21 protein-coding genes are annotated in these 22,338 nt (G+C 70.0%); 7 read left to right on the forward strand and 14 right to left on the reverse strand.

Going from position 1 to position 22,338, the window contains the following annotated elements:
- Nucleotides 1-21: 21 nt before the first annotated feature.
- On the reverse strand, nucleotides 22-1,710 hold the full coding sequence (locus tag A7B18_RS03615; protein WP_102125288.1) for a ribonuclease J: 1,689 nt from the start codon (nucleotides 1,708-1,710) through the stop codon (nucleotides 22-24).
- A 359-nt stretch (nucleotides 1,711-2,069) separates the two neighbouring features.
- On the opposite strand from A7B18_RS03615, the gene A7B18_RS03620 reads away from it, so the two are divergent.
- Both A7B18_RS03620 and A7B18_RS03625 read left to right on the forward strand, forming a co-directional pair.
- Complete coding sequence (locus A7B18_RS03620) at nucleotides 2,070-2,735, forward strand: response regulator transcription factor (RefSeq protein WP_102125289.1); 666 nt, start codon at nucleotides 2,070-2,072, stop codon at nucleotides 2,733-2,735.
- 197 nt (nucleotides 2,736-2,932) lie between these two features.
- On the forward strand, nucleotides 2,933-3,403 hold the full coding sequence (locus tag A7B18_RS03625) for a response regulator (RefSeq protein ID WP_102125290.1): 471 nt from the start codon (nucleotides 2,933-2,935) through the stop codon (nucleotides 3,401-3,403).
- Between the two features lie 75 nt (nucleotides 3,404-3,478).
- Here the strand turns inward: A7B18_RS03625 and A7B18_RS21845 are convergent, their stop codons facing one another.
- Both A7B18_RS21845 and A7B18_RS03640 read right to left on the reverse strand, forming a co-directional pair.
- The gene (locus A7B18_RS21845; protein ID WP_180970002.1) at nucleotides 3,479-3,994 is read right to left on the reverse strand and encodes a hypothetical protein; all 516 of its coding nucleotides are present in this window, start codon (nucleotides 3,992-3,994) and stop codon (nucleotides 3,479-3,481) included.
- A 149-nt stretch (nucleotides 3,995-4,143) separates the two neighbouring features.
- Complete coding sequence (locus A7B18_RS03640; RefSeq protein WP_180970003.1) at nucleotides 4,144-4,713, reverse strand: HD domain-containing protein; 570 nt, start codon at nucleotides 4,711-4,713, stop codon at nucleotides 4,144-4,146.
- A gap of 108 nt (nucleotides 4,714-4,821) precedes the next feature.
- Between A7B18_RS03640 and A7B18_RS03645 the strand changes: the two genes are divergently transcribed.
- A complete protein-coding gene (locus A7B18_RS03645) occupies nucleotides 4,822-5,970 on the forward strand; it encodes an LbetaH domain-containing protein (protein ID WP_102125294.1) in 1,149 nt (382 codons plus the stop codon).
- A gap of 77 nt (nucleotides 5,971-6,047) precedes the next feature.
- Here the strand turns inward: A7B18_RS03645 and A7B18_RS03650 are convergent, their stop codons facing one another.
- The 5 genes from A7B18_RS03650 to A7B18_RS03670 all read right to left on the reverse strand — a co-directional run bounded on the left by A7B18_RS03650 (nucleotide 6,048) and on the right by A7B18_RS03670 (nucleotide 11,502).
- A complete protein-coding gene (locus A7B18_RS03650; RefSeq protein WP_102125319.1) occupies nucleotides 6,048-6,572 on the reverse strand; it encodes an HNH endonuclease in 525 nt (174 codons plus the stop codon).
- A gap of 112 nt (nucleotides 6,573-6,684) precedes the next feature.
- Nucleotides 6,685-7,362 carry a MarC family protein gene (locus A7B18_RS03655; protein WP_102125295.1) on the reverse strand — a complete coding sequence of 226 codons (678 nt, stop codon included), beginning with the start codon at nucleotides 7,360-7,362 and terminating at the stop codon, nucleotides 6,685-6,687.
- A gap of 145 nt (nucleotides 7,363-7,507) precedes the next feature.
- Nucleotides 7,508-8,164, reverse strand: a complete 657-nt coding sequence (locus A7B18_RS03660; RefSeq protein ID WP_102125296.1) for a hypothetical protein — start codon at nucleotides 8,162-8,164, stop codon at nucleotides 7,508-7,510.
- Nucleotides 8,165-8,173: 9 nt separating this feature from the next.
- Nucleotides 8,174-10,903, reverse strand: coding sequence for a hypothetical protein (locus A7B18_RS21850; RefSeq protein WP_102125297.1), 2,730 nt, complete (start codon nucleotides 10,901-10,903; stop codon nucleotides 8,174-8,176).
- A gap of 194 nt (nucleotides 10,904-11,097) precedes the next feature.
- Nucleotides 11,098-11,502: a Fur family transcriptional regulator gene (locus A7B18_RS03670; protein WP_102125298.1), complete on the reverse strand. Its 405-nt coding sequence runs from the start codon at nucleotides 11,500-11,502 to the stop codon at nucleotides 11,098-11,100.
- Between the two features lie 206 nt (nucleotides 11,503-11,708).
- On the opposite strand from A7B18_RS03670, the gene A7B18_RS03675 reads away from it, so the two are divergent.
- The 3 genes from A7B18_RS03675 to A7B18_RS21240 all read left to right on the forward strand — a co-directional run bounded on the left by A7B18_RS03675 (nucleotide 11,709) and on the right by A7B18_RS21240 (nucleotide 14,677).
- On the forward strand, nucleotides 11,709-12,644 hold the full coding sequence (locus tag A7B18_RS03675; RefSeq protein ID WP_102125320.1) for a biotin--[acetyl-CoA-carboxylase] ligase: 936 nt from the start codon (nucleotides 11,709-11,711) through the stop codon (nucleotides 12,642-12,644).
- Nucleotides 12,641-13,225, forward strand: a complete 585-nt coding sequence (locus tag A7B18_RS03680) for a biotin transporter BioY (RefSeq protein WP_102125299.1) — start codon at nucleotides 12,641-12,643, stop codon at nucleotides 13,223-13,225. Before A7B18_RS03675 ends, A7B18_RS03680 begins: the two co-directional genes overlap by 4 nt.
- An 897-nt stretch (nucleotides 13,226-14,122) precedes the next feature.
- Nucleotides 14,123-14,677, forward strand: a complete 555-nt coding sequence (locus A7B18_RS21240; protein WP_146009448.1) for a hypothetical protein — start codon at nucleotides 14,123-14,125, stop codon at nucleotides 14,675-14,677.
- 507 nt (nucleotides 14,678-15,184) lie between these two features.
- On the opposite strand, the gene A7B18_RS03685 is transcribed toward A7B18_RS21240, so the two are convergent.
- From A7B18_RS03685 to A7B18_RS03710, 6 genes are all read right to left on the reverse strand, one after another.
- Entirely contained in the window at nucleotides 15,185-15,493 is a 309-nt protein-coding gene (locus tag A7B18_RS03685) for a type II toxin-antitoxin system VapC family toxin (protein WP_102125300.1), read from the reverse strand.
- A gap of 104 nt (nucleotides 15,494-15,597) precedes the next feature.
- Entirely contained in the window at nucleotides 15,598-15,921 is a 324-nt protein-coding gene (locus tag A7B18_RS03690) for an AbrB/MazE/SpoVT family DNA-binding domain-containing protein (protein ID WP_102125301.1), read from the reverse strand.
- A 135-nt stretch (nucleotides 15,922-16,056) separates the two neighbouring features.
- On the reverse strand, nucleotides 16,057-17,136 hold the full coding sequence (gene recA / locus A7B18_RS03695) for a recombinase RecA (RefSeq protein WP_102125302.1): 1,080 nt from the start codon (nucleotides 17,134-17,136) through the stop codon (nucleotides 16,057-16,059).
- The gene (thpR, locus tag A7B18_RS03700; RefSeq protein ID WP_102125303.1) at nucleotides 17,133-17,885 is read right to left on the reverse strand and encodes an RNA 2',3'-cyclic phosphodiesterase; all 753 of its coding nucleotides are present in this window, start codon (nucleotides 17,883-17,885) and stop codon (nucleotides 17,133-17,135) included. Before thpR ends, recA begins: the two co-directional genes overlap by 4 nt.
- 59 nt (nucleotides 17,886-17,944) lie before the next feature.
- The gene (locus tag A7B18_RS03705; RefSeq protein WP_102125304.1) at nucleotides 17,945-19,165 is read right to left on the reverse strand and encodes a CinA family nicotinamide mononucleotide deamidase-related protein; all 1,221 of its coding nucleotides are present in this window, start codon (nucleotides 19,163-19,165) and stop codon (nucleotides 17,945-17,947) included.
- 124 nt (nucleotides 19,166-19,289) lie between these two features.
- Entirely contained in the window at nucleotides 19,290-20,330 is a 1,041-nt protein-coding gene (locus A7B18_RS03710) for an SRPBCC family protein (protein ID WP_102125305.1), read from the reverse strand.
- A 293-nt stretch (nucleotides 20,331-20,623) separates the two neighbouring features.
- Here A7B18_RS03710 and dnaX point away from each other — a divergent pair.
- Nucleotides 20,624-22,338, forward strand: a 1,715-nt coding sequence (gene dnaX / locus A7B18_RS03715) for a DNA polymerase III subunit gamma/tau (RefSeq protein WP_102125306.1), incomplete at its 3' end; no start/stop codon positions are given.

The following is a 22,338-nucleotide window of genomic DNA, read 5'->3' on the forward strand; positions in this document are numbered from 1 at the left end:
GCCCTCTGCTCCTTGCCCTGCTCAGTCCACGATCATCGGGATCAGGACCGGGTTGCGGCCCGTCACCTTGCGGACGAAGCGGCGTACGGCCCCGTACATGTCGTCGCGCACGTCCTCCAACCTCTTCTTCTCGCGCACGCCGCCCTCGATGGCCTCCAGGGCGACCTTGCGAATCTGGTTGTCGAGGTCGCGGTTGGCGCGCACGAAGCCGCGCGAGACGATCTCGACGTGGGGGGAGGGGTGCAGCACGGCGGTCATGATCAGGATGCCCTCCTGGCTCATGCTCACCCGGTCGAGCAGGATCTCATCGCTGATGTCGCCCACGCCCAGGCCGTCCACGTACACGGCGCCCGCGGGCACGGTACCCGTCACCTTGAACTCGTCCGGCCCCAGCCGCACCACGTCCCCGTTCTTGGCGATCAGGGTGCGCTTGGGCGGGCGGGGGAGGGTCTGCGCCAGCCGCGCGTGGTTGATCTGGTGGCGGGGCTCGCCGTGCCAGGGCAGGAAGAACTTGGGCCGCGCGAGGTTGAGGATGGTCGCCAGCTCCTCCTGCGAGGCGTGCCCGGAGGCGTGGACCCGGTAGGTCGGCGGGTAGTACACGTCCACCCCGATCTCGTACAGGCGGTTGATGACGAGGTTGACGGCCTCCTCGTTGCCGGGGATGGGGTTGCTGGAGAGGATCACCGAGTCGCCCCTTCTGAGAGCGATCTTGGCATGGGTGCCGAAGGCCAATCGACTGAGCACGCTCATGGGCTGGCCCTGCGACCCCGTGCAGAGGTACAGAACCTGCTGGTCCTGAAGCTCGCCGACCTCCTCGTTCGTCAGGAAGGGGTCGGGCGCCTCCAGGTGGCCGAGGGCCTGGGCGACCTGGGCGTACTTCAGCATCGAGCGGCCCTCCATGACCACCCGGCGGTTCAGGCGGTGAGCGATGTGGAGGATGTTCTGGATGCGGTTGACCTGCGAGGCGAAGGTCGTCAGGAAGACCCGGCCCCGGCAGTTCGCGATCACCTCCTCGATGTTCTTCGCCACCTCCGCCTCGCTGGGCGTGCGGCCTGGGCGCTCGGCGTTCGTGGAGTCGCTGATCAGGAGGAGCACGCCGTCTTTCCCCGCCTGCTCGATGCGCGGCAGGTCGGAGAGCTTCCCGTCGCTGGGGTGCTCGTCGAGCTTGAAGTCGCCGGTATGCAGCACCCGCCCGACCGGCGTGGTCAGGATGTACCCCGCGTTGTCGGGAATCGAGTGGGTCATGCGGATGAATTCGACGTGGAAGTTCTTGCCGATGCGCACCTTGTCGCTCAGGCCCACCTCGCGCAGGTCCACGTCACCGTCCTTGACCCCGAACTCGGCGAGCTTCTCGCGCACGAGGCCGAGGGTCAGCGGCGCCCCGTAGACGGGCACCTTGGGCAGCCGGGGCAGGATGTACGGCAGGCCGCCGATGTGGTCCTCGTGGCCGTGGGTCAGAATCCAGCCCTTGATCAGCGCGGCGTGCTGCTGGAGATAGTCGATGCGCGGGATGATCAGGTCGATGCCCATCTGGTGGGCGTCGGGGAAGGCGAGGCCGCCGTCGACCACCATGATCTCGTCGCCGAAGCGGTAGGCGAAGATGTTCTTGCCGATCTCGCCCATGCCGCCGAGCGGGATCACTTCGAGGTGGGCGTCACTGGACTCGGGCCCGGGCTGGGGGTTCCGGGGGGTCTGCTCTGGGTGGGTCATGTGGGTGGGTGCTCCGGCGCACGGTCGCCTCCTGCCCCGGCGAGGGCTTCCTAAGAAGGGGAGAACGTTCCTCTGTCAAAAACCCTCGGGGGAGGGAGGCGAGTGCGGTTTTGAGTGATGCGGCCACGCGGAAAGGGGCGCGGCCCAGGAAAGACGGATTGTGTCGCCCGGCGATCAGACCGCGGCGCAGTGGGCTCAGGGTAGCACAGGCACCCGCCCCCGGTTGGCCTTGAGCAACCCTTCGGGAAGCCCCCGACCGGGCGCGCGCGAGGCGCCGGGCGGGCGTTCTCGCGGGCCCACCCGCCGGGGTCACCGCCCCTGTGACGTGAAGTGCGGGTGAAGGCGGGTATCATGAGGGGGTGAGCGCCCAAAGGATTCTCGTGATCGAGGACGACCTCGACATCGCCAACGTGCTGCGGATGGACCTGAACGACGCCGGGTACGGGGTCGAGCACGCCGACTCCGCCATGAACGGGTTGATCCGGGCCCGCGAGGATCATCCGGACCTGATCCTGCTCGACCTCGGCCTGCCCGACTTCGACGGCGGCGACGTGGTGCAGCGGCTGCGCAAGAACAGCGCCGTGCCCATCATCGTCCTGACCGCCCGCGACACCGTGGACGAGAAGGTCCGGTTGCTGGGCCTGGGCGCCGACGATTACCTGATCAAGCCCTTCCACCCCGACGAACTCCTCGCCCGGGTCAAGGTCCAGCTTCGCCAGCGCACCACCGAGAGCCTGAGCATGGGAGACCTCACCCTCGATCCGCAAAAGCGGCTGGTGACCTACAAGGGTGAGGAGTTGCGGCTCTCGCCCAAGGAGTTCGACATCCTCGCCCTGCTGATCCGCCAGCCGGGCCGGGTGTACTCGCGCCAGGAGATCGGGCAGGAAATCTGGCAGGGCCGCCTGCCCGAGGGCAGCAACGTGGTGGACGTGCATATGGCGAACCTGCGCGCCAAGCTGCGCGACCTCGACGGCTACGGCCTGCTGCGCACCGTGCGCGGCGTCGGGTACGCCCTGCGGGGCTGAGGCGGACGGGCCGACCGGCCTCCCCGGGCGCAAGTCGACAATTTCACACTTCGTATGACCGGTGACGGCTCTGTCAGCGATCCTGAGTATCATGAAGCCGTGTTGACGATGCTGGTAGGCAGGCGGCGTTCCGGGAGAGGCGTGGGAGACCGCGCGGGAGGATCGCTGGCCGCCCTGTTCCTGGCGGGAGGGCCCACGTGACCTCCCCCCACGCCGCCGAGGCCCCTTCCCACGCCCGGTCCCGAATCGAGATCCTGCTCGTGGAGGACAACGAGCCCGACGTGCTGCTGACCCAAGAGGCCTTCGAGGGCGCGCGGGTGCCCAACCGGGTCCACGTGGTGCGCGACGGGGTGGAGGCCCTGCACTTTCTGCGCCGGGAGGGCGAGTACGCCTCCTCCCCGCGCCCCGACGTGATCTTGCTCGACATCAACATGCCGCGCAAGAACGGGCTGGAGGTCCTCGGCGAGATCAAGGGCGACCCTGTGCTCAGCAGCATCCCGGTCGTGATGCTCACCACCAGCCAGGCGGAGGAGGACGTGCGCGGTTCCTACGCCCGGCACGCGAGCGGCTACGTGGTCAAGCCCGTCGGCTTCGAGAATTTCCTGAACGCGATCCGCGCCTTCGAGGACTTCTGGATGACCTTCGTGCGCTTTCCGCCCCGCGCGTAGACGGCCCAGGACCCAGGGGTCCCACAGCAAGTCCCCCGACCGTGCGAGGCCGGGGGACTTGCTGTGGGGGTAGGCTCAGCGGCGGTCGGTCGTGCCGGTGTAGCCCGTGCCGGTCGTGCCCGTCGTGGTGGTTGTGGTCACGACGCGCTCGGGGCGGCGGTTGCGGCCCGCCAGGCCGAAGAGGCCCGCGAGGCCGAGCAGGCCCCAGGGAAACTCGCGGGTGTCGGCGGTGCCGTTGTTGTTGGTGTCCACCACGCCGTCGCCGTTGGGGTCGACCGCGTTGTTCACGCTCTCGGTGGCGCCCTCCACAGCCGCGCCCGTCGCGGCGGCGGCATTGTCGACCGCCTCGCCGGTGGCGGCGGCGGCGTCTTGCACCGCGTCTCCCGTGGCGGCAGCGGCGTCTTGCACGGCGTCGCCCGTCGCGGCGGCGGCGTTGTCCACGGCCTCGCCCGCCCGCTCGGCGGCGCCGTCGGTCGCGTCGGTGCCGGTGGTGCTCGTGTCCTGCACCTGCACGTAGGTGGCGCTAGCGGCCACGGCCAGGGCGGTGGGGGCGGCGAAGATCAGGGCGAGCGTCAGCAGGGTCTTGTTCATGGAAAGTCTCCTTGGTATGCCGGTCGTGCGGCCACCCGCCGGGGCAGCCGCCAAGCGCCTTCCATGCTGCGGGCCTCCCCTCCACTTCGGCTGAGCTTCACCTCTATGTGTTCTTCACATGCCCGGGGGGCCACAAACAGGCCCCCGGCTCAGCGCGTGGGGGGAGGCGCCTCCCTCCGCGCGTCCGGCCCGAGTTCCTGCACCGCCCGCAGCACGTTGGCGAGGTGGGTGTCGAGGTCCACCCCGAGTTCGCGCGCCCCCTGCTCCACCTCCTCGCGGCTGACGCCCGCCGCGAAGGCGCGGTTGCGAAACCGCTTCTTCAGGCTGCCGGGTTCGACGGCGCGCACGTCCCGGTCGGGGCGGATCAGCGCCGCCGCCTGCACCAGCCCGGTGAGTTCGTCCACCGCGAAGAGGGTCTTCGCCAGCCGGGTCTCGCGCGGAACGCCCGTGGAGGTCGCGTGGCCCAGGATCGCGTCCAAGACTTCGGGCGGCGTGTCGGTGTGTTCGCGCAGGAACTGGGCGCCCCAGGTCGGGTGCTCCGCCGGGTGCCGCTCGTAGTCGAAGTCGTGGAGCAGGCCCGTCACCGCGTAGAGTTCCTCGTCCTCGCCCCATTGCCGGGCGTGCCAGCGCATCGCCGCCTCGACGTTGAGCATGTGCCGCCGCAGCGACTCGGAGGGGGTGTGCTCCAGCATCAGGGCGTAGGCCTCGGCGCGGTTCATGCCCGAGTCTAGCGTCGGCTCTGCGGGGGACCCGTGGGCCGCAGGGCCCCGCCGCCGAGCGGGCCTCTCCCACGGTTCACTCATCCCGTCCCCCTACCCTCCGGGCAGATGCGACAACCAAACAAGGGTGTGATCCTCACGGCACTCGGCACGGGGCTTGGCCTCGGGGCGGTGGCCCTCGCGGGGGGGGCCGACGGCCTCTTCTCGCGCTTCCGGCTGGACGCTCCGGTCGTCACGAACGGCAGCTTCCTCAGCCCGCAGGTCGAACTCTTCGGGGACGTGACGGTGGGCCGCGGCAGCTTCGTCGCGGGGAACACCACGCTGAGCGCCGACCCCGGCACGCGGGTGTGCCTCGGAAACGAGACCAATTTGCAGGACAACATCCTCTTCCTGGCCGACGGCGGGCGGCCCTTCCCGGCGGGGGCGGGCGGCTGCGACGCGCGGGCGACCACCGCGAAGAATCAGGTCAGCGTGGCCCACCAGGCGACGGTCGAGAACAGCACCCTGGGGAACTTCACCTTCGTGGGCTTTCACAGCCGGGTCGTGAACAGCGTGCTGGAGGACGGGGTGTTCGTCCTGCACGGCGCGCTGGTGCAGAACGTGCGGGTGCCGCAGGGCCGCCTCGTGCTCACGGGCGCGGTGGTCACCACCCAGGCGCAGGCGAACGCCCTGCCCCGCAAGGCCGAGGCGCAGGCCGAGTTCCAGCGCGACGTGCTGGAGGTCAACGCCGAGTTCGCCGAGGGCTACGCCGAGCAGTACGCGGCCCAGGGCTACGCGGGCGTGACCGGGGTGAGCGCCGCGCCGAGAACGAGCTGGAACCCGAGCCCCGTGCGGCCCACCCTCGGCGCGAATGTCCGCACGGAGGAGTTCGCCCGCATCGTCGGCGACGTGCGGCTGGGCGAGGGCAGCGTGGTGGGCCGCCGCACGAGCATCCGCGCGGACGAGGGCGCGCCCATCGTCATCGGGAGAGGCGCCGAGATCGGGGATCAGGTGACCTTCCACGCCCTCAAGGGCACGGGCATCCGCATCGGGGACAACCTCGACTCCGACGACAACATCGTCTTCCACGGTCCGCTGGAGATGGGCAACAACGTGACGGTCGGAGACGACGCGGTGGTCTTCCGTTCCAAGGTGGGCAACGACGTGACCATCGGCACGGGTGCGCTCGTGATCGACGTGACCCTGCCCGACGGGACGGTCGTGCCCGAGGGGGCGAAGATTCTGAGTCAGGCGGACGCGGACGCGCTGAGGCGCTGAGGGCCTGAGCCTCCGAGAGCACAGGCGGGGAGGGGTGGGGCCGTGACGCCTCCACCCCTCCCCGCCTTTTCGCGGGCTCAACCCCGGTCGTAGATGTACTTGGCCCATTCGTCTTGCCAGTGGGCGAACTGGCCGTGGGCGTACACGCCGAAGGTGGGCGCGCGGGGGCGGGTGCGCAGGGGCATGCCGGCCTCGTCGGGGGTGCGGTTGCCCTTGCGCTGGTTGCAGCCCCGGCAGGCGGTGACGACGTTTTCCCAGCCGTGGCGCCCGCCGCGCGAGCGGGGCAGCACGTGGTCGAGGGTGAGGTCTTCGGGCGCCCCGCAGTACTGGCAGGCGAAGGTGTCGCGCCTGAGGACGTTGCGGCGGTTGAAGGGGACGGGGTGGACGCGCGGGCGCCGGACGTAGCGCCGCAGCCGGATCACGCTGGGCACCCGCAGCACGGTCGAGGGCGAGCGCACCACGTCGTTGCTCGCCTCCAGCACCTCGGCGACCCCGTACTGGACGAGCGTGATCGCGCGCTTGGCGCTCGTCACGTGCAGGGGCTCGTACGACGCGTTCAGGACCAGGACCCGTGGGGCGTTCAGGTCCGCCGCCACGCGCATCCCGCGCGCCTCCTCTCTCGTCACGCTCGTGGTGGGATTCACGGCGGCATTCTAGAGCGCCCAGATGGGGGGAATGTTGCGCCGAGTGGCTTAGGAAGCCGTAAGGCCGCGCTTACCCCCGCACCCCCAGCCCCGCCAGCGCCCGCCCCGCCTCCCCCCGCACGAACTCCATCGCCCCGTCCGCCACGTACTGCACGGCCAGCGCCCCGAGCAAGACCCCGAGCACCCGCGTCACCACGTGCACGCCCGTGAGCCCGATCACCCGCGCGATCTGCCCGCTGAGCCGCAGGGCGAGGTAACACAGCAGCAAGACCCCGAACGTCACGAGGAGGACCGCCGCGAGCAGGGGGGGGCTGCCGTGCGCGTCCCCGGCGAGGATCATGATGCTCGCCAGCGTGCCGGGCCCGGCGATCAGCGGGATGGCGAGCGGAAAGACGCTGATGTCGGGGCGGTCTTGCGCCTCGCGTTCCTCGTCGGGGTTCTCGCGGCTGCCGCTGGGGCGGGCGAAGACCATATCGAGCGCGATCAGGAAGAGCAGGATGCCCCCCGCCACCCGGAAGGCGCTGAGGCTGATCCCCAGGTGCCCGAGCAGTTCGCGCCCGAACAGCGCGAAGGCCAGGATGATGCCGCCCGCCACCAGCGTCGCCTTGACCGCCACCCGCCGCCGCTCGAAGCTCGGGCGGTTCCCGGCGAGCCCCAGGAAGATCGGGGCCAGGCCCACCGGGTCCATCACCACCAGCATGGTGAGGAAGGTCTGGAGGCTGAGGCTGGAGAGTTCGGCCACGTTCACACCGCTTAGCCTACCTGCTCCCCCGCTCCCGGAGCTTGCCCGGAAGTCCCCCCGGCCCTTCGGGTCACCTCCCCTTAAAGGGAGGCCTCCAACGTCTGTCTCTGGCTCCCCTCTCAGCGAAGCTGACCGAGGGGTGGCCCCGCCCTTACCGCAAGACGTTTACCGTCAGGGTCCCCTCCGCCGTATACGCCTGCCCACCGCTCTCCTGGGTGGCCTGCACGCCCACCGTATAGGTGTTCGGCGGCGTGTTGGGGGCCACCGTCAGGCGCAGCGGCACGCTCTCGCCCGCCCGCGCGCGGGCGCCTTGCAGGGTGAGGGCGAGGCCCGGCGCGGGGCTGCGGGTGCTCAGGCGGAACTCGCCGGGGTGCGTCTGGGGGGTGTAGCCGCCCACCCGCGCGGTGAAGTTCAGGGTCTGCCCCGCCCGCACGTTGAGTTCGGACACCGACTTCCCGCCCGAGGCCGGGGTGACGACCACGTAGCCGCCCGCGCACCCGGTCGCGCGCAGCACGCCGATGTCCCGCGCCCCGACCGCCAGCGCCGGGAGGAAGGACGCCACGACGAGCCCCAGCCCCAGGGCCGCCCGCCGGGGCCGCGCCCAGTTCGAGGCGGTGAAGGCGAGGCCCCCCGGCCCCAGCAGCAGCGGCGCGAGCAGCGCCAGGGTGGTGCGCCCCTCGCAGGGCCCCGAAAGCAGCGCGAGCCCCACCCCCCGCAAGAGCAGGAACACCCCCACGCCGATCCCCCACCCCAGCAGGAAGGCGACCAGGGGCGAGAGCGGTCGGGCGGGGCGGGCGGACGCGGTCATGCGGGCAGGCTAGCGCGGGGGCGGGGGGACAAAGGGGCCTTCCTCCCCGGAGCCGACTCCGCCCCCGGCGGCGGGAGGCCGCGGCGCCAGGATCGCCACCGCGAGCAGGCTCAGCCCGGTGACGAGCACGGCCACGCCCACCGCCGCCCCGGGATTGTCCATCGTCGGCGCGTCGAGCAAGGCCCCCTTGACGCCCCCCGCCACGACGAGCGCGAGGCCGGTGTCCCACAGGGGGCGTGGCCCGCCGTTTGTCCCCTGCCGCGCCGTCCGGTGCGCCCCCACGCAGGCCCACAGGCCGACCCCGAGCACCGCGAGGCTGGAGAGGGCGAGCCAGGGCCGCAGCCCCTCCACCGACGGGTCCAGCCACGCCCCGAGCGAGAGCAGCCCCACGAGAAGGAGCGCGGCCAGCCAGAGGGCCTGGGCGGGGGGACGTTGGGGCGTGGCGGTGCCCGGAATCAGGTTGGTCAGCATCCGCAGGCCGCCCGGAGTGCGGGTCAGGGCCCAGACCCCGCCGAGGGCGAGCACGCCGGGGACCGGAACGGGGGAGGTGCCGCCCCACACGCCCTCCACCAGGGCGACGAGCGCGGCGAGCAGGCCCAGGCCGAGCCCCACGTCCAGCCGTCCCCACCCCCAGACGAGGCGCAGCGGGACTGTCAGCGCCGCCGCCAGGGCCAGCGCCCCCGGCACGCCGAGCGCGGGGAGCCACGTCACGCAGGCCACGCTCAACGCCAGGGCGAGGAGGACGAGCCCGGCCAATTCGGCGAGGCCGCGTGCCTCCCCGCCCACCCGTGCCGTGCCCAGGAGCGAGCCCGCCGCGAGGAGGCCGGTCAGGCAGGCGGCCAGCCTGGGGAGCCCGTCGCCCTCCGCCGTCCCGAGGAGCAGCAGGGCTCCCAGGGCGGCTCCGGGAGCGAGCGCCCAGAAGAGCGTCGTTCGGAGGGAGTCGGTCGGGGTCGGTGCGTCGCCGGGCCGCTGCCCCGCCCGCCGCAGCCACCACAGCCCCCCCGCGAAAGCTACTGTGACTATTCCGAGGGAGAGGACGCCCCCCGGCTGAAGCGCCCCCATGAGCAGAGCGCCGCACCCCACGGCGAGGAGCGGGGCCGTCAGCCCGGGGGCGGGTGGCGTGACGGAGGCATCCGGGCCTCTCTCCGCGCGGGGAGCACTCGCCCAGGGGTCCCGCGCGACCCGCAGGGCGCCGAGCAGCCCTATGACTGCCGGAACCGCGCCCAGCAGCGCCGCCCGCACCGGGTCCGCTCCCCAGCCTTCTCCCGCCACGCCCGCGCCCCACAAGGCGCTCAGCCCCAGGCCCGCCACGCCCGTCGTCAGCCAGCCCCGGCTGCGGGCGCTCAGCCCCACGAGCAGCAGGGCGAGCGCGATCCCGCTCAGGGCGGCGGGCTGGGTCCGTGCGCCGAGCAGCCCGAGGGCCGCCGCCCCCGCGACCCCCGTGGCGGCGGCGGTCAGGCTGCCCGCGACCGTGCCCGCCAGCGAGGCACCCGTGTCCCTGACCCGATCCGTTTCCAGGTTCTGCCTCCAGGCGTGCCGGGCGGCGAGCGCGAGGGGCATCAAGGGCGCGAGAGCGAGTCCGAGAACAAGGGGGTCAGGGCCCCCCTGGAGGGAGAGCGCCGTCCCTGCGGCGGCGGCCACGAGCACCTGCGGCCCCAGCGTGGCCCACGCCGCGAGGACGGGCACCGGACCTCCCACCTCCCCCCGCTCCCTCCGCCCGAGCAGGGCCAGGGCCGGGGCAAGCGCGAGGGTGCTGAACGCCAGCCAGGCGAGCAGGCCGGGGAAAACTCCGCCGGAGAGGGCCAGAACCTGGGTGGCGAACGCCTCCCCCCGTCCGAAGAGCAATGCCGGGTCCACGTGACTTGCCGAGGCGACCACCCACCCCACCGGCACCAGCCCCGCGGCTCCGAGAGTCAGCGCGAGGGCGGTTCGACCCGGATGGACCGGTTCCTCAACCGGGTCGGCCTCCCGGACCCGGGCACTTCCCCGCGAGACAGCCACCCCCGCGAGGAGCAACACCGCGCCCGCCGCCGGAATGGACGCCTGCCCCAGGTCGTCCGTCAGCATCCAGGTCGAGAGGCCCGCCCCCAGCACCGCCAGCGCGCCGAGCAGGGGTTCGCCCCGCCGCAGGCCGTCCCACAGCAGCGCGGCGCTCAGCCCGAGGAGGCCCGCCATCACCACGCCGGGTCCCCAGACGTCCGGCAGGACCTGGGCGACGCTCCCGAGCCCCAGCGCCGTCACCCCGTACCCCAGCCCGCGCAGGGCGCCCGACACCGGCCACGGCACCCGTCGCGCGTTGAGGTACAGCAGCGCCCCGAAGGCGAACACGGCGAGCAGCCGCGTCCACCCCGGCGCCCCGAGTTCCCGCAGGGTGAAGGCCAGCCCGCCCAGCACGAGCACCCCGCCGATCACGCTGATCCGCGCCCGGCTGTAGGCGGGGTCCCACAGCGAGGGGCCGCGTGGCCGGGCAGGGCGAGGCGGAGGTGCGACGGGCACGTCGTCGGGCCAGACTGGGGGAGGGGACGTTTCCCCCGCCTGTTCGACCACGGGGAGGACGGCCACGGCGGGCTCGTCCGGCACCCCGCGCAGCCGTGCCAGTTTCGCCCGCAGCGCCTCGTGCCCTTCCCTCAGCCGCCGCAGCTCCTCGCGGGCCTCGTCCGCCCGCCGTTCCAGGCGTGCCGCGCGGACAAGCGCCCAGACGGCGAGCAGGAGCGTTAGCACCACCGCGAGGGTCGTCACGCCTCCCGCCCCACCTTCCGACCACGCCCTGCCGAGACCCCGGTGTCTCCCATGCCCTGCCCCCTTCGCGCGGTATTGCCCTGGTTTGGTTGCTCAAGACCACCGTACTTTGCCCGCCGCCCAGAACACGGGCGATGGGGACGCGGCACAAGAACACCCCGCCGCGAGGGACGGGGCAGGTGGGGGAGGTGAATTCAGCCCTCGGCGCTTGGCTGGGGCGTGCAGTCGGGGCACAGGCCCATGAATTCGAGCCTGACCTCGGTGACCTGGAAGCCGGGCGGGAGGGCCGCCACCGGGATGCACGGCATCGCCTCGGCGTCCACGTCGAAGATCGCGCCGCAGCCGCGGCAGACGGCATGGTGGTGGTCCTCGCCCTCGTGCTTGTAGTCGTAGCGGGTGGCCTGCCCGGCGCGTTCGATGGTCACGACCACCCCGTCGCGCACCAGGGCGTCGAGCGTGCGGTACACAGTGCCCAGGCTCACGTGGGGCAGCCGCCCCCGCACCTGCCCGTGAATCCAGGCCGCGTCCGGATGCTCCCGAGACGCCCGCAGCACCTCGATCACCGCCTGCCGCTGCCGGGTTTGCCGCACCATCGTCATGGTTCGAGGATAGCAAAAGGGGTGACGGGGGCCTGACGCGGGAGTTACGGTTGTGGTGAGTGGGAAGTGGTCAGTGGTGAGTGGGAAACGGCGGCAACAGCTTTAGCTCACCGCTTCCTTTTCCACTCACCACTTCCCACTGACCACTTACGGGTGCAGGTCTCCCGCCTTGCCTTCGTTCACTCCTTCCCCGCATAGTGCTGAACGTGCCCGCCCGACTCCTGCCGCTGCTCACCGATGAGCCCCAGTCTGGGGAGGCGTTGGGGGCACGGCTGGGCGTGGGCCGCGTCACGGTGAACACCCTGGCGCGGCGGCTCGCGGAGGACGGCGTGCCCGTCGTCACCACGCGGGGCGGGTACGCGCTGGAGCCGGGCACGCCCGCGCCGCAGCTCGTGCCCGTCGCAGGCACCTTCGGGCGGGCGATGCGTTACGCGGGCACGGTTGGCAGCACGCAGGACGAGGTGCGGGCGTGGGCGGACGACCTGCGGGACCCCGCTCCGCACGGCGCGGTCGTCGTCGCGGAACGGCAGACCGCCGGGCGGGGGAGACGGGGGCGGGCGTGGGACACGACGCACGGGACGCTGGTCTTCAGCGTGTTGCTCGACGGCCCCCTGCCCCTCCCCGACCTCGCCCTGATGCCGCTGGCGGCGGGTGTTGCGCTTCAAGCCGCGTGCGGCGTCGGCGGGCTGAAGTGGCCCAACGACCTGCTCGCCCCCGACGGGCGCAAGCTCGCGGGCATCCTGCTCGAAGCCGACCTGCGGGGCGAGGAGGCCCGCCGCGCCGTCCTGGGCATCGGCGTCAACGTCACCGCCGCGCCGCCCGGGGCCGCCCACCTCGCCGAATTCTCTCCCGGCGTCACCCGCGCCGCCCTCCTCGCCCGCGTCCTCGCCGAGCTGGAACGCTGGCTCGCCGCGCCGCCTGACGCTGTGCTGGAGGCGTGGCGGGGCGCGAGCGTCACCCTCGGGCGGGAGGTGCGGGTCGTCACCGGGCGCGGCGAGATCACCGGGACCGCCGTGGACCTCGACGCGCAGGGGGGGCTCGTCGTCCGTCCGCCCGGCGGCCCCCCCGTCACCGTCCACGCGGGCGACGTTCAGCTTGTCGGCACTCTCACCCCACCCCACTCACCGGAGGAACAGCCATGACCCGAGCCGCACCCGCCTATCCCACCCTCTCCCGCACGCTCGCCCCCGCGCACGGCCTGACCCGTGACCTCTTGCTGATCCTCGGCGGCGCGGCCCTCGTCGCCCTCGTCGCGCAGGTCGAACTGCCGCTGAAGCCCGTGCCCGTCACCCTCCAGACGCTCGCCGTGCTGCTCGTCGGTGCCGCGCTGGGCTGGAAGCGGGGTGCGGCGAGCCTGACCACGTACCTCCTCGCTGGGGCGGCGGGTCTGCCCGTGTTCGCGGGGGGCAGCGCGGGCCTCGCCAAGTTCGTCGGCCCCACGGGCGGCTACCTGCTGAGCTACGTGTTTGCCGCTGGCCTGGTCGGCTGGCTTGCCCAGCGGTACGCCCTGGACCGCACCGTGCGCGGCACCGCCCTCGCCATGCTGGCGGGCAGCGTGGTGATCTACGGCCTGGGGCTGCCCTGGCTGAGCGCCACCACCGGCCTGAAGGGTCAGGCCCTCCTGAACGCGGGCCTCACCCCCTTCCTCCTCGGCGACGCCCTGAAACTCGGCCTCGCCGCCCTGCTGCTGCCGGGGGCGTGGGCGTGGATACGGAAGCTCTGAATAGCTGAAGGAGGTGCCCCCACCTGAGTAAGGGTGGGGGCACCTCCTTCGTTTGAGTTGTGGCTGCGCTCTTTCTGTAAGTGCAAATCGTAGCAACAGCCGGAGAGGTTGTGAGGGTGCCACTTGCGGAGTCGTGGGTTTTGTAAGACAATTTGTCTTACGATGGCGTCTGGCGAGGATGGGGAGACATGTTGGGAACCACATCCTGATGAACTCCGCTCGCCGGGCATAGCCTGGACGGACGGAGGCTTAAAACACCTTCATGAGAGAGCTCGCCTGACCAGGGAACAAGTCGACATGGGGTTGGGGGTAGGTGCAATTTTCCTTCAGCGTGATGTGGAGAATGAGTGCCGATTCCTTTTCGGCTTTGAACCGTTGCCTTTCTTGGAAGATGCGATTTTTGTGCTCGTGGTGGAGACTTCGAAAGGTGTTATTGAATTCGTCACCGCGTTTGAGGCGACGAATGCAGGTTTAAGAAGCAAGTACCTAATGAAACGATCTAGGGTTTATCGTCGAGGCAGTCCCTCAAAAACTAGAAGAAGGGGGAAGAAGATATGAGTGATACCAAATCTGTTACCATGAGGCTTCCACATCATATAGTTGAAATCTTAGATAATGAAGTTGAGAAACGAGAGACTAACCGCACAGAAGTGGTAAAGCGAGCCTTATTTATTTATAAGAGGTTGCAAGATGGTGTGTTCGTACCACTTCCACACGAATACAAGAGGTCTTTGCAAGTTATATCGGAAGCCCGTCGCGTGCCTTACGAACAATTGTTAAGCACCTGGGTTTGCAAGGCTATAGAAGATGAGGGGAAGAATGAGAGGTATAAGCAGTATGTTATGACTACGAGAACCGAATTTATTCCTGTTACCTGCGAAGAAGCAAGAGAGATGTATGGAAGGTAAGCAATTATTCCGTTTAAAGGATCTGTCCTTGGTATCGGCCTCTTGGGAACTCGAGAGAGTGATTGGAACTCCTTCGTCCGTGTCTATTCAAATTAATTACTTCGCCGGAAGTCATAATCCTAAACAAGAACCTACAGAAGCATATGGACAAACCGAAACTAAAATTTTATTCGTAGATAAGCATACAGAGGAAGATATTGGAGAGATCAGGTTAAGGCATGTCGCAGACTATAAGATAAATTTTGAACTCACTCCAACGGAGGAGCCAAGTGATGATATGATGTTATTAATCAAAGACTCTATTGCAGTTTTATCCGGAGCTATCAGAATGGATGTTATGGACATCATGAAAAAGGCAGGTGCACGAACACCCTTCATATTAACGCCCCAAGAAGTTGACGAAAAAATGTCGAAATTTGGAGACAGTGGGCTTTCCAGATTTCATAAGACTACTAACGTGGGAGGGGCACACCCTCGGGTAAAAAAGGTTAAAAAAGACTCTCCGGAAAGAAGTAGAACAAAAAGAGTGACGACAGAGAAGTAATTACGGTACTCTGCTCACGGTTGCTCTTAAATTGAACCCCCACCTTCACTCGGGTGGGGGCTTCTTCGCGTGGGTTGCGGGTGCGCTCCCGTGCGGAGGCCCCACCGAAGTCTGAACCCAGTGTGCGCCGGAGCAGGGGCGGGGGCATCGGCCAAAAGGGGGAGGCGGGGGTAGGCGGGATGGGGGAGGCTAGAGGTCGATATCGCGGAGCTTGCCGCGTAGCCGCTCGGGGTTGAAATCGTCGTCTCGTGGAGCGTTGAGGAACGTGCTGAGACCGCTACGGAAGGGCCGGGGCTGTTGCTCCACGGTTTGCGTACGGGTGGCAAGGACAACGATGGTCGTGCCGTCGGGTTGCACAATTCGCTGGGTTCTCCATTGGCAGCGAGGTCAAGCAGTTCGCTTAGGTGGGTCTGGGCTTCGGCATAGGGCCAGGGGGTGCGGTTTGAGGTCATGTGGGCCTCCCTTTGCGGCTGCGTGGCGCGAGTGAGCCGACAAGGATCGCCGGTTTCAGAGCGTCAACACGCGCAACTGCGGAAAGTCGGCGAAGTCTGCCGGGTTGAGCGTAAAAAGTCGGTGGGCGTGATGCTGAGCGTGCGCGCCGATCAGGAAGTCGGGCAGGACCGGGCGAATTCCAGCGGCTCCCCCCGCCCGGCGCCTTGCGTGGTAGTCGGCGTTCGCTCGTCCCGCCTCGACCCAGGCGTCCAAACTCATCTGAGGATCGAGGCGGATGCCGGTGCCGTTCAGAAAAGTGTCGATGGCGGCTCTGGTGGTATGGCGTCGGCCATGCAACTCGGCATAGACGACGCCGCAGATCACCAGAGGGCCTTGCCCGGCGTACTGTCCCAGCCGAGCCGAGAGGGCTGCGGAATGGGGAGTCTGATCCAGCAGGTCGCTGATGACGTTGGCATCCAGCGCGGTGATCAGACCCGCTCCTCTCTCCCGTCGGGACCCACCCGGAAGACCTGCGCTCCGGGGCCGCTGCGAAGGATGCGGAGTTCTTCATCCGTCAGCCCCTCATGTCGCGTGTTGCGGATGAACTCTTCCGTCGTCTCGTCGCCCTGCGGCAAGACCCCTATCCATCTGGTGAAAGGGTTCTCTTCCTCCCGGTAGGGACGCAGGTAGATGCCTTGGTCGTCCATCACGAACTCAACCTCATCCCCTTGGCCTACTCCCAGCCGATCCCGGACTTCACGCGGCAAGACAATCTGACCCTTACTGCTGATGGTGGCTTTCTTGGTTCGCATGGTCGCACCTCCGTCTTACATAGCTAATAGTAATGTAAGTATCAGCCGGAGAAGAGCGGCCCACTCACCAAAAAGAACCGCCCCCACCCATCCACCGGGCAGGGGCGTTCCTGTCTTGTTCTTCGGTCTACCGGCTCACTCCGCCACGGCGGGCACCGTCGCCACCGTGGGCAGGTCGCCCGCGCGGCCTTCCTTGATGCTCGCCAGCACGCGCTCGCGGATTTCGTTCTCCAGCTCGGGGCGCTCGGAGATGTACTGGATGGCCTTTTCCTTGCCCTGGCCGATGCGGTCCTCGCCGTAGGAGTAGAAGGAACCCGACTTCTTGATGATGTCCATGTCGGCGGCGAGGGTCACGAGGTCGGAGAGCTGGTCGAAGCCCTTGCCGTACATCAGGGTCAGCTCGACCTCCTTGAAGGGGGGCGCGACCTTGTTCTTGACGGTCTTGACCTTCACCGTGTTGCCCACGGCGTCGTTGCCCAGCTTGACCGGCTGGCCGATCTTGCGCACGTCGAGGCGCACCGAGGAATAGAACTTCAGCGCGCGGCCACCCGTGGTCGTCTCGGGGTTGCCGTACATGACGCCGATCTTCTCGCGCACCTGGTTGATGAAGATGGCGGCGGTGCCCGTCTTGCTCAGGATCGCGGTCAGCTTGCGCAGCGCCTGGGACATCAGGCGGGCTTGCAGGCCGGGGAGGCTGTCGCCCATCTCGCCCTCGATCTCAGCGCGGGGGGTCAATGCGGCCACCGAGTCCACCACCACCACGTCGATGGCGCCCGAACGCACGAGGAGTTCCATGATCTCCAGCGCCTGCTCGCCGTTGTCGGGCTGCGAGACGAGCAGTTGGTCGGTGTTCACACCCAGGCTCCGGGCGTACACGGGGTCGAGGGCGTGCTCGGCGTCGATGAAGGCGCAGGTGCCGCCCGCCTTCTGCGCCTGGGCGACGATGCTCAGCGCGAGGGTGGTCTTGCCGCCCGACTCGGGGCCGTAGATCTCGGTGATGCGCCCGCGCGGGATGCCGCCGACGCCCAGCGCGAGGTCGAGGCTGAGGCTGCCCGTCGAGACCGTCTGCACGTCGAGCTTGCTCTCGGCGCCCAGCCGCATGATCGAGCCCTTGCCGAACGCCTTCTCGATCTGGCTCATGGCCGTCTCGATGGCCTTGGTGCGCTCCTTGCTGTCGCCGGGCGTGCCGAGTTCCTTGGTGATGTCCTTGCTCATGGCGTCTCCTCTGCGGGGATAGATGGCGTGTTCTGTTCTTGCTCCCTCCCCCCTGGTGGGGGAGGGCTGGGGAGGGGGGGCGACGTGGCGACCGTCTCCGGTCCTGCCGTCCCTGCCTCCCCCCTCAGCCGGAAGGTGCTCTCGGTGTCGTAGACCGGGCCGGTCTTACGGAGGGTGCTGCGGATGAGCGCAGCGTTCCCCGCCTGCCAGCCCAGATCGAAGGTCAGGGGCGGCACGCGCGGCGCCGGGCCCTTCTTCCGCGCGAGGGTGATGTGGGCCCGGAAGGGCAGGTCGTCCGTCTCGATCCCGAGGTCCCGGAGACCCTGCCGCAGGGCGCCCGCGAGGTCGTCCAGCCCCTCCGCCTCCACCTTCACGAACCAGACGCGCGGGCTGCCCTCGTTGGGAAAATAGCCGGTGCCGCGCAGCCGGATATTGAGCGGCGGCACGTCCTGCGTCAGCGCCGCGCCGAGGCGTTTGAGGTCCGTCACCCGCTCCGGCGGCACGCTCGGCAGGTAGGCGAGGGTGACGTGGAACTGGTCGGCGCGCACCGGACGCCAATTGCCTTTCAGGTGCCGCTGGGCCTCGGCGAGGGGGGCGGCTACGTCGCTGGGGACCTTGAAGGCGTAGAACATGCGGAGGGTGCGTTCCTGCCCCTTGTGCCCGTCCTCCTGCCGGGGGGGTCGCTGAGGACGAGGAGCGGGTGCGGCTTCCTGCGGTTGCGGCGCGGTCTCGGGTTCCTCGACAGACATGGTTCCCACTTGGGGACGCGGCCTGCTCACCTTCCCAAGCTTGATCTTCGTGGGGCGCGTCACGCGTTCCCCCCCGCCGAGCCCACTTCCCGCGGTCGCAGTGCCCGGAACGCGAGGGCGAGGGCGGCGGTGGCAGCCCGCTCGCGCACCTGTCCGGCGTCCCCGGGCCAGTTGAGGACACTGACCTTCTCCATCCCGTCCGCGCTGATGGCGACGTAGGTGTGCCCGGCGTGCTCACCGCGTGTGGCGGTCACGACGGCCAGCCCCACGTCCGCCCCCAGATGTTCCCGTGCCCTCGCCGCCAACTCGCGCGCCCCGTCCTCGCTGACGACACCGTGCGTGCTCAGCGTGACGGGCGTCAGTCCCAGCGTGATCAACCGCGCGTGGTCCTCGGTGATCGCCGCGTCGAGGAAGCCGGGCTCGTCGGCCAGGGAGAGGCACAGGGCGCCGCCGCTCCCCGCCTCGATCACGCCGAGGGTGCGGCCACCCAGGGCGCGCGTGACGGCCCCGGCGAGGGTGTCCGCGTCCTCCCCCCACGTCCAGCGGGCGAGCATCGTCCTGACCGTCTCCAGCACGGGGGCGGCGAGGGCCTGCGCCTCATCCAGGGTGGGCGCACTCGCCGCGACGCGCACGTCCACCCCCGTCCGCCGCGCATAGGTCGCGACGCTCGGGTTCGCCTGCCGCGTCAGCTCGCCCAACAGCTCCGCGACGTTGCTCTCCCCGATGCCCTGGGTGTGGATGGTCACGGCGTGGAGGGCCTGATCGGGCAGGGGAAGGCGGGGGAGGACCTGATCGCGCCACATCCGCTGCATCTCGCGCGGCGGGCCGGGCAGGGCGACGATAATCTTGCCCCCCGTCCGCACGAACCAGCCGGGCGCGGTGCCGACGGCGTTGGGCAGGGCCTCCGCGCTCGGGATCAACCACGCCTGCTTGCGGTTGAGGTCCGGCATCACGCGGCCCCGGCTGGTGAACAGGCCTTCCAGCCACGCCAGCAGCTCCGGGTCCACCTCCGGCGTTTCGCCCATGACGGCGGCGATGGCCTCGCGGGTCAGGTCGTCGTCGGTGGGGCCGAGGCCGCCGCCCATGATCACGAGGTCGGCACGGGACAGGGCGAGGCGGATGGCCTCCGTCACCCGCCCCAGGTTGTCGCCCAGCACGCTCTTGCGGTGCAGGGTCACCCCGCGCGCCGCGAGTTCCCGCGCAAGGTAAGCGGCGTTGCTGTCGACGATCTCGCCGAGCAGCAGCTCCGTTCCCACGCTGATAATTTCTGCTAGCAGCATAACGACCTCGCCAGAGTATAGGTGAAAACGAAACCCGAGACCAGGGGGGGGGGGGGTGGGAAAGGCACCCGGCGAGTGTACGCGGGGCGAGGCGGATCAGGGGGAGAACCTGAGGAAGAATTGCTTAACGGGCCGCCACCACGCCCGCGCCTCGGCCCTCCGCCCGGTCCCGGATCACTTCGAGAATGGTGCGCTGGAGGTCGTGCATGATCGCCCCGGTGAAGAAGGCGGTGTACCCGTTGAAATGCGTACTCACCCGCTGGGTGCTGCTCAGGTGCAGGAGGGTGACGCCGGGGGCGACCTCCTCCAGCGTGTAGGTGCCGCTGAGCACGTCGAAGAAGCGCCCGCCGACGCGCACGTGGGGGTCGAGACCGCCCGGGTCCTGTGCCCGGATACGAAACGAGAGCCGCTTCCCCGGAGCCCAGTCGGTCACGGTCTCCCGGAAGCTCAGGCCGCCGTCGAAGGTGGCGACCCGCACGGCGCCCACCCCGTCGCGGTCGAGGATCGCCTCGCGCGGGCGCGGCAGGCCGATCAGGTGGGCCCACCCGGCGTGGATTTCGTGGTCCTCAATGCGCGGCACGCTGCGAATCTGGCGCCACACGAGACTGGGGGAAGCCTGGATGAGCACGTCGTTCGTGACCGTGCGGTACTCGCCCGGCAGGGGACGGGCCTGTTCCAGCGGCCCCAGCAGGGCGGGCAGCCCCAGCGTCAGCAGCAGGGCGCCCGTGCGGGCCCGCCGCCACAGGGTGCGCAGTCCCAGACCCAGCAGCGCGCCGGGCAGGGCCACCACGTACATGGCGGGGGCGGCCAGGAACGCGCACAGCACCCCCTCGAAGCCCGTGACGGTCGCCACCACCAGGAAGGTGGTGACCGTGGCGCAGGAGACGAGCAGGGCCTCGACGAGAGGCTGGGGGCGAGCGAGCCGGGGGAGGGGTGGGTCGCCCCAGGCGTCGGGTGCCGCCTCGTCCGGTGGGCGGGTCTCGGGCGAGGGCGGCGGGACGAACTGCGCCGACAACACCCCGAGCGCGAACGGCACGGCGAAGAGATACGTAGAGACCATCACGCCCACGTCCCCGTTCAGTCGGTGCAGCCACAGATACACCAGCAAGCCGTAGCCCACCCCCGCGAGTGCGCCCGCCACGATGCCCCGGCCATAAGGTCCCATGCTCTACCCTATGCCTCACGCCTCTCACAAAAGTCCCATTCCCCACAGGGGGTTGGCGGGGCGATCCGGTCAAGCCCTCCCCGCCCTGCTGACGGAGAGAGCGGGCGTCACCCGAGAACGGGGGCTGCGGCCCGGCGTGCCTGCCTCACCCCGCGCCTTCCGGGGCCCCGGTACACTGGGCGGGTGAAGAGGTCTGCGGTGAGTGGTGGGTGGTCAGTGGTCAGTGGACCGCGGTTGTCGTCGTTCCCACTCCCTACTCCCCACTTCCCACTCACCGCGCCGGAGGCGCCCCTGTGAGCGCCATCTATCAACGCGCCCGCCCGATCCGCTGGGACGAGGTGGTCGGCCAGGAGCACGTGAAGGACGTGCTGCGCGCGGCGCTGGAACAGGGCCGGGTCGGGCACGCCTACCTCTTCTCCGGGCCGCGCGGGGTGGGCAAGACGACCACCGCCCGCCTCATCGCCATGACGGCGAACTGCACCGGGCCGCTGCCCAAGCCCTGCGGAGAGTGCGAGTCGTGCCTGGCGGTGCGGACCGGATCGCACCCCGACGTGCTGGAGATCGACGCGGCGAGCAACAACTCGGTGGACGACGTGCGCGACCTGCGGGAGAAGGTGGGCCTCGCGGCCATGCGCGGCGGCAGGAAGATCTACATCCTCGACGAGGCGCACATGATGAGCCGGGCGGCCTTCAACGCCCTCCTCAAGACGCTGGAGGAGCCGCCCCCCCACGTCATCTTCATCCTGGCGACGACCGAGCCCGAAAAGATCATCCCCACCATCCTCTCCCGCTGCCAGCACTACCGCTTCCGCCGCCTGACCCCGGAAGAGATCGCCGGGAAGCTCGCGGGCATCGTGGAGCGGGAGGGGGTGCGCGCCGAGTCCGAAGCCCTGCACTTGATCGGTCGCCTCGCGGACGGGGCGATGCGCGACGGCGAGAGCCTGCTCGAACGGATGCTCGCGGCGGGGTCCGGCATCACGCGCGCCGGGGTGGAGGACGCCCTGGGCTTGCCGCCCGGCGAGCGGGTGCGGGGCATCGCGGCGTCTCTCGTGCTGGGGGAGGCGGGTGCGGCGATCCAGGGAGCCGCCTCCCTCTACCGCGAGGGCTTCGCCGCCCGCACGGTGGTCGAGGGGCTGGTCGCCGCGCTCTCGGGCGCCCTGCACGCCGAACTCGGGCTGGAGGGCGAGCGGCTGGAGGGGGCGGACGTGCCGAGGCTGCTGAAGTTGCAGGCGGCCCTCGACGAGCAGGAGGCCCGCTTCGCCCGCTCGGCGGACGGGCTGAGCCTGGAACTGGCCCTGACGCACGCGCTGCTGGCCGCCGACGCGGGGACGGGCGGGGCGGTGGTGAACGCGGGAACGGCCAGCGTGCCCGCCGACGTGACGGCCCGCCTCGCCCGGTTGGAGCGGGGGGGGGCGGGCCTGCGGTCTGCCGGGGTGCAACCGCCCGCCGCGAACGAGGTGCCCGCCTTCGACCCGGGGGCCCGCCGCGCCCCTGCCGCGACGACCGCGGACCCTCCCGCGCCGACCCGCACGGCGCCCACGCCGACGCCCGCCCCGGTCCAGGGCACCGCGCCACAGGGGAATTGGGCGGACGTGGTGCGGCAGGCGACGATGCAGCTCCGGGCCTTTCTCAAGCCCGCCCGCACCCACGCCGAGCCGGGGTACGTCAGCCTGACCTACGACGAGAAGAGTGCCTTCCACGCCAAGCAGGTGGCGGGCAAGTTCGACGAGGTGGCGGCGCTCGTCCTCAAGGTCTTCGGGCCCGTCACCTTCGAGCTGATCGCGCCCGAGGGAGGCCGCAAGGTCCGGCTGGGCGGGGGCGGCGGCGGCCCGGACGGCGGAGGGGGAGGAGGCGTTCCGGCCCCCGCGCCCCCGTCCGATCCGGCCCCCACGCCTGCCCGGTCTGAGCCCGCGCGCCCGGCGGACCCCGGCCCGGAGCTGCCCGCCCCCCCGCCCCCCTCCCGCCCGCGCGCCAGCCGTGGTCCGGATCTGGCGCCGCTGGACCGTCC

This window comes from Deinococcus planocerae, assembly GCF_002869765.1.
Classification (GTDB): Bacteria; Deinococcota; Deinococci; order Deinococcales; family Deinococcaceae; genus Deinococcus; species Deinococcus planocerae.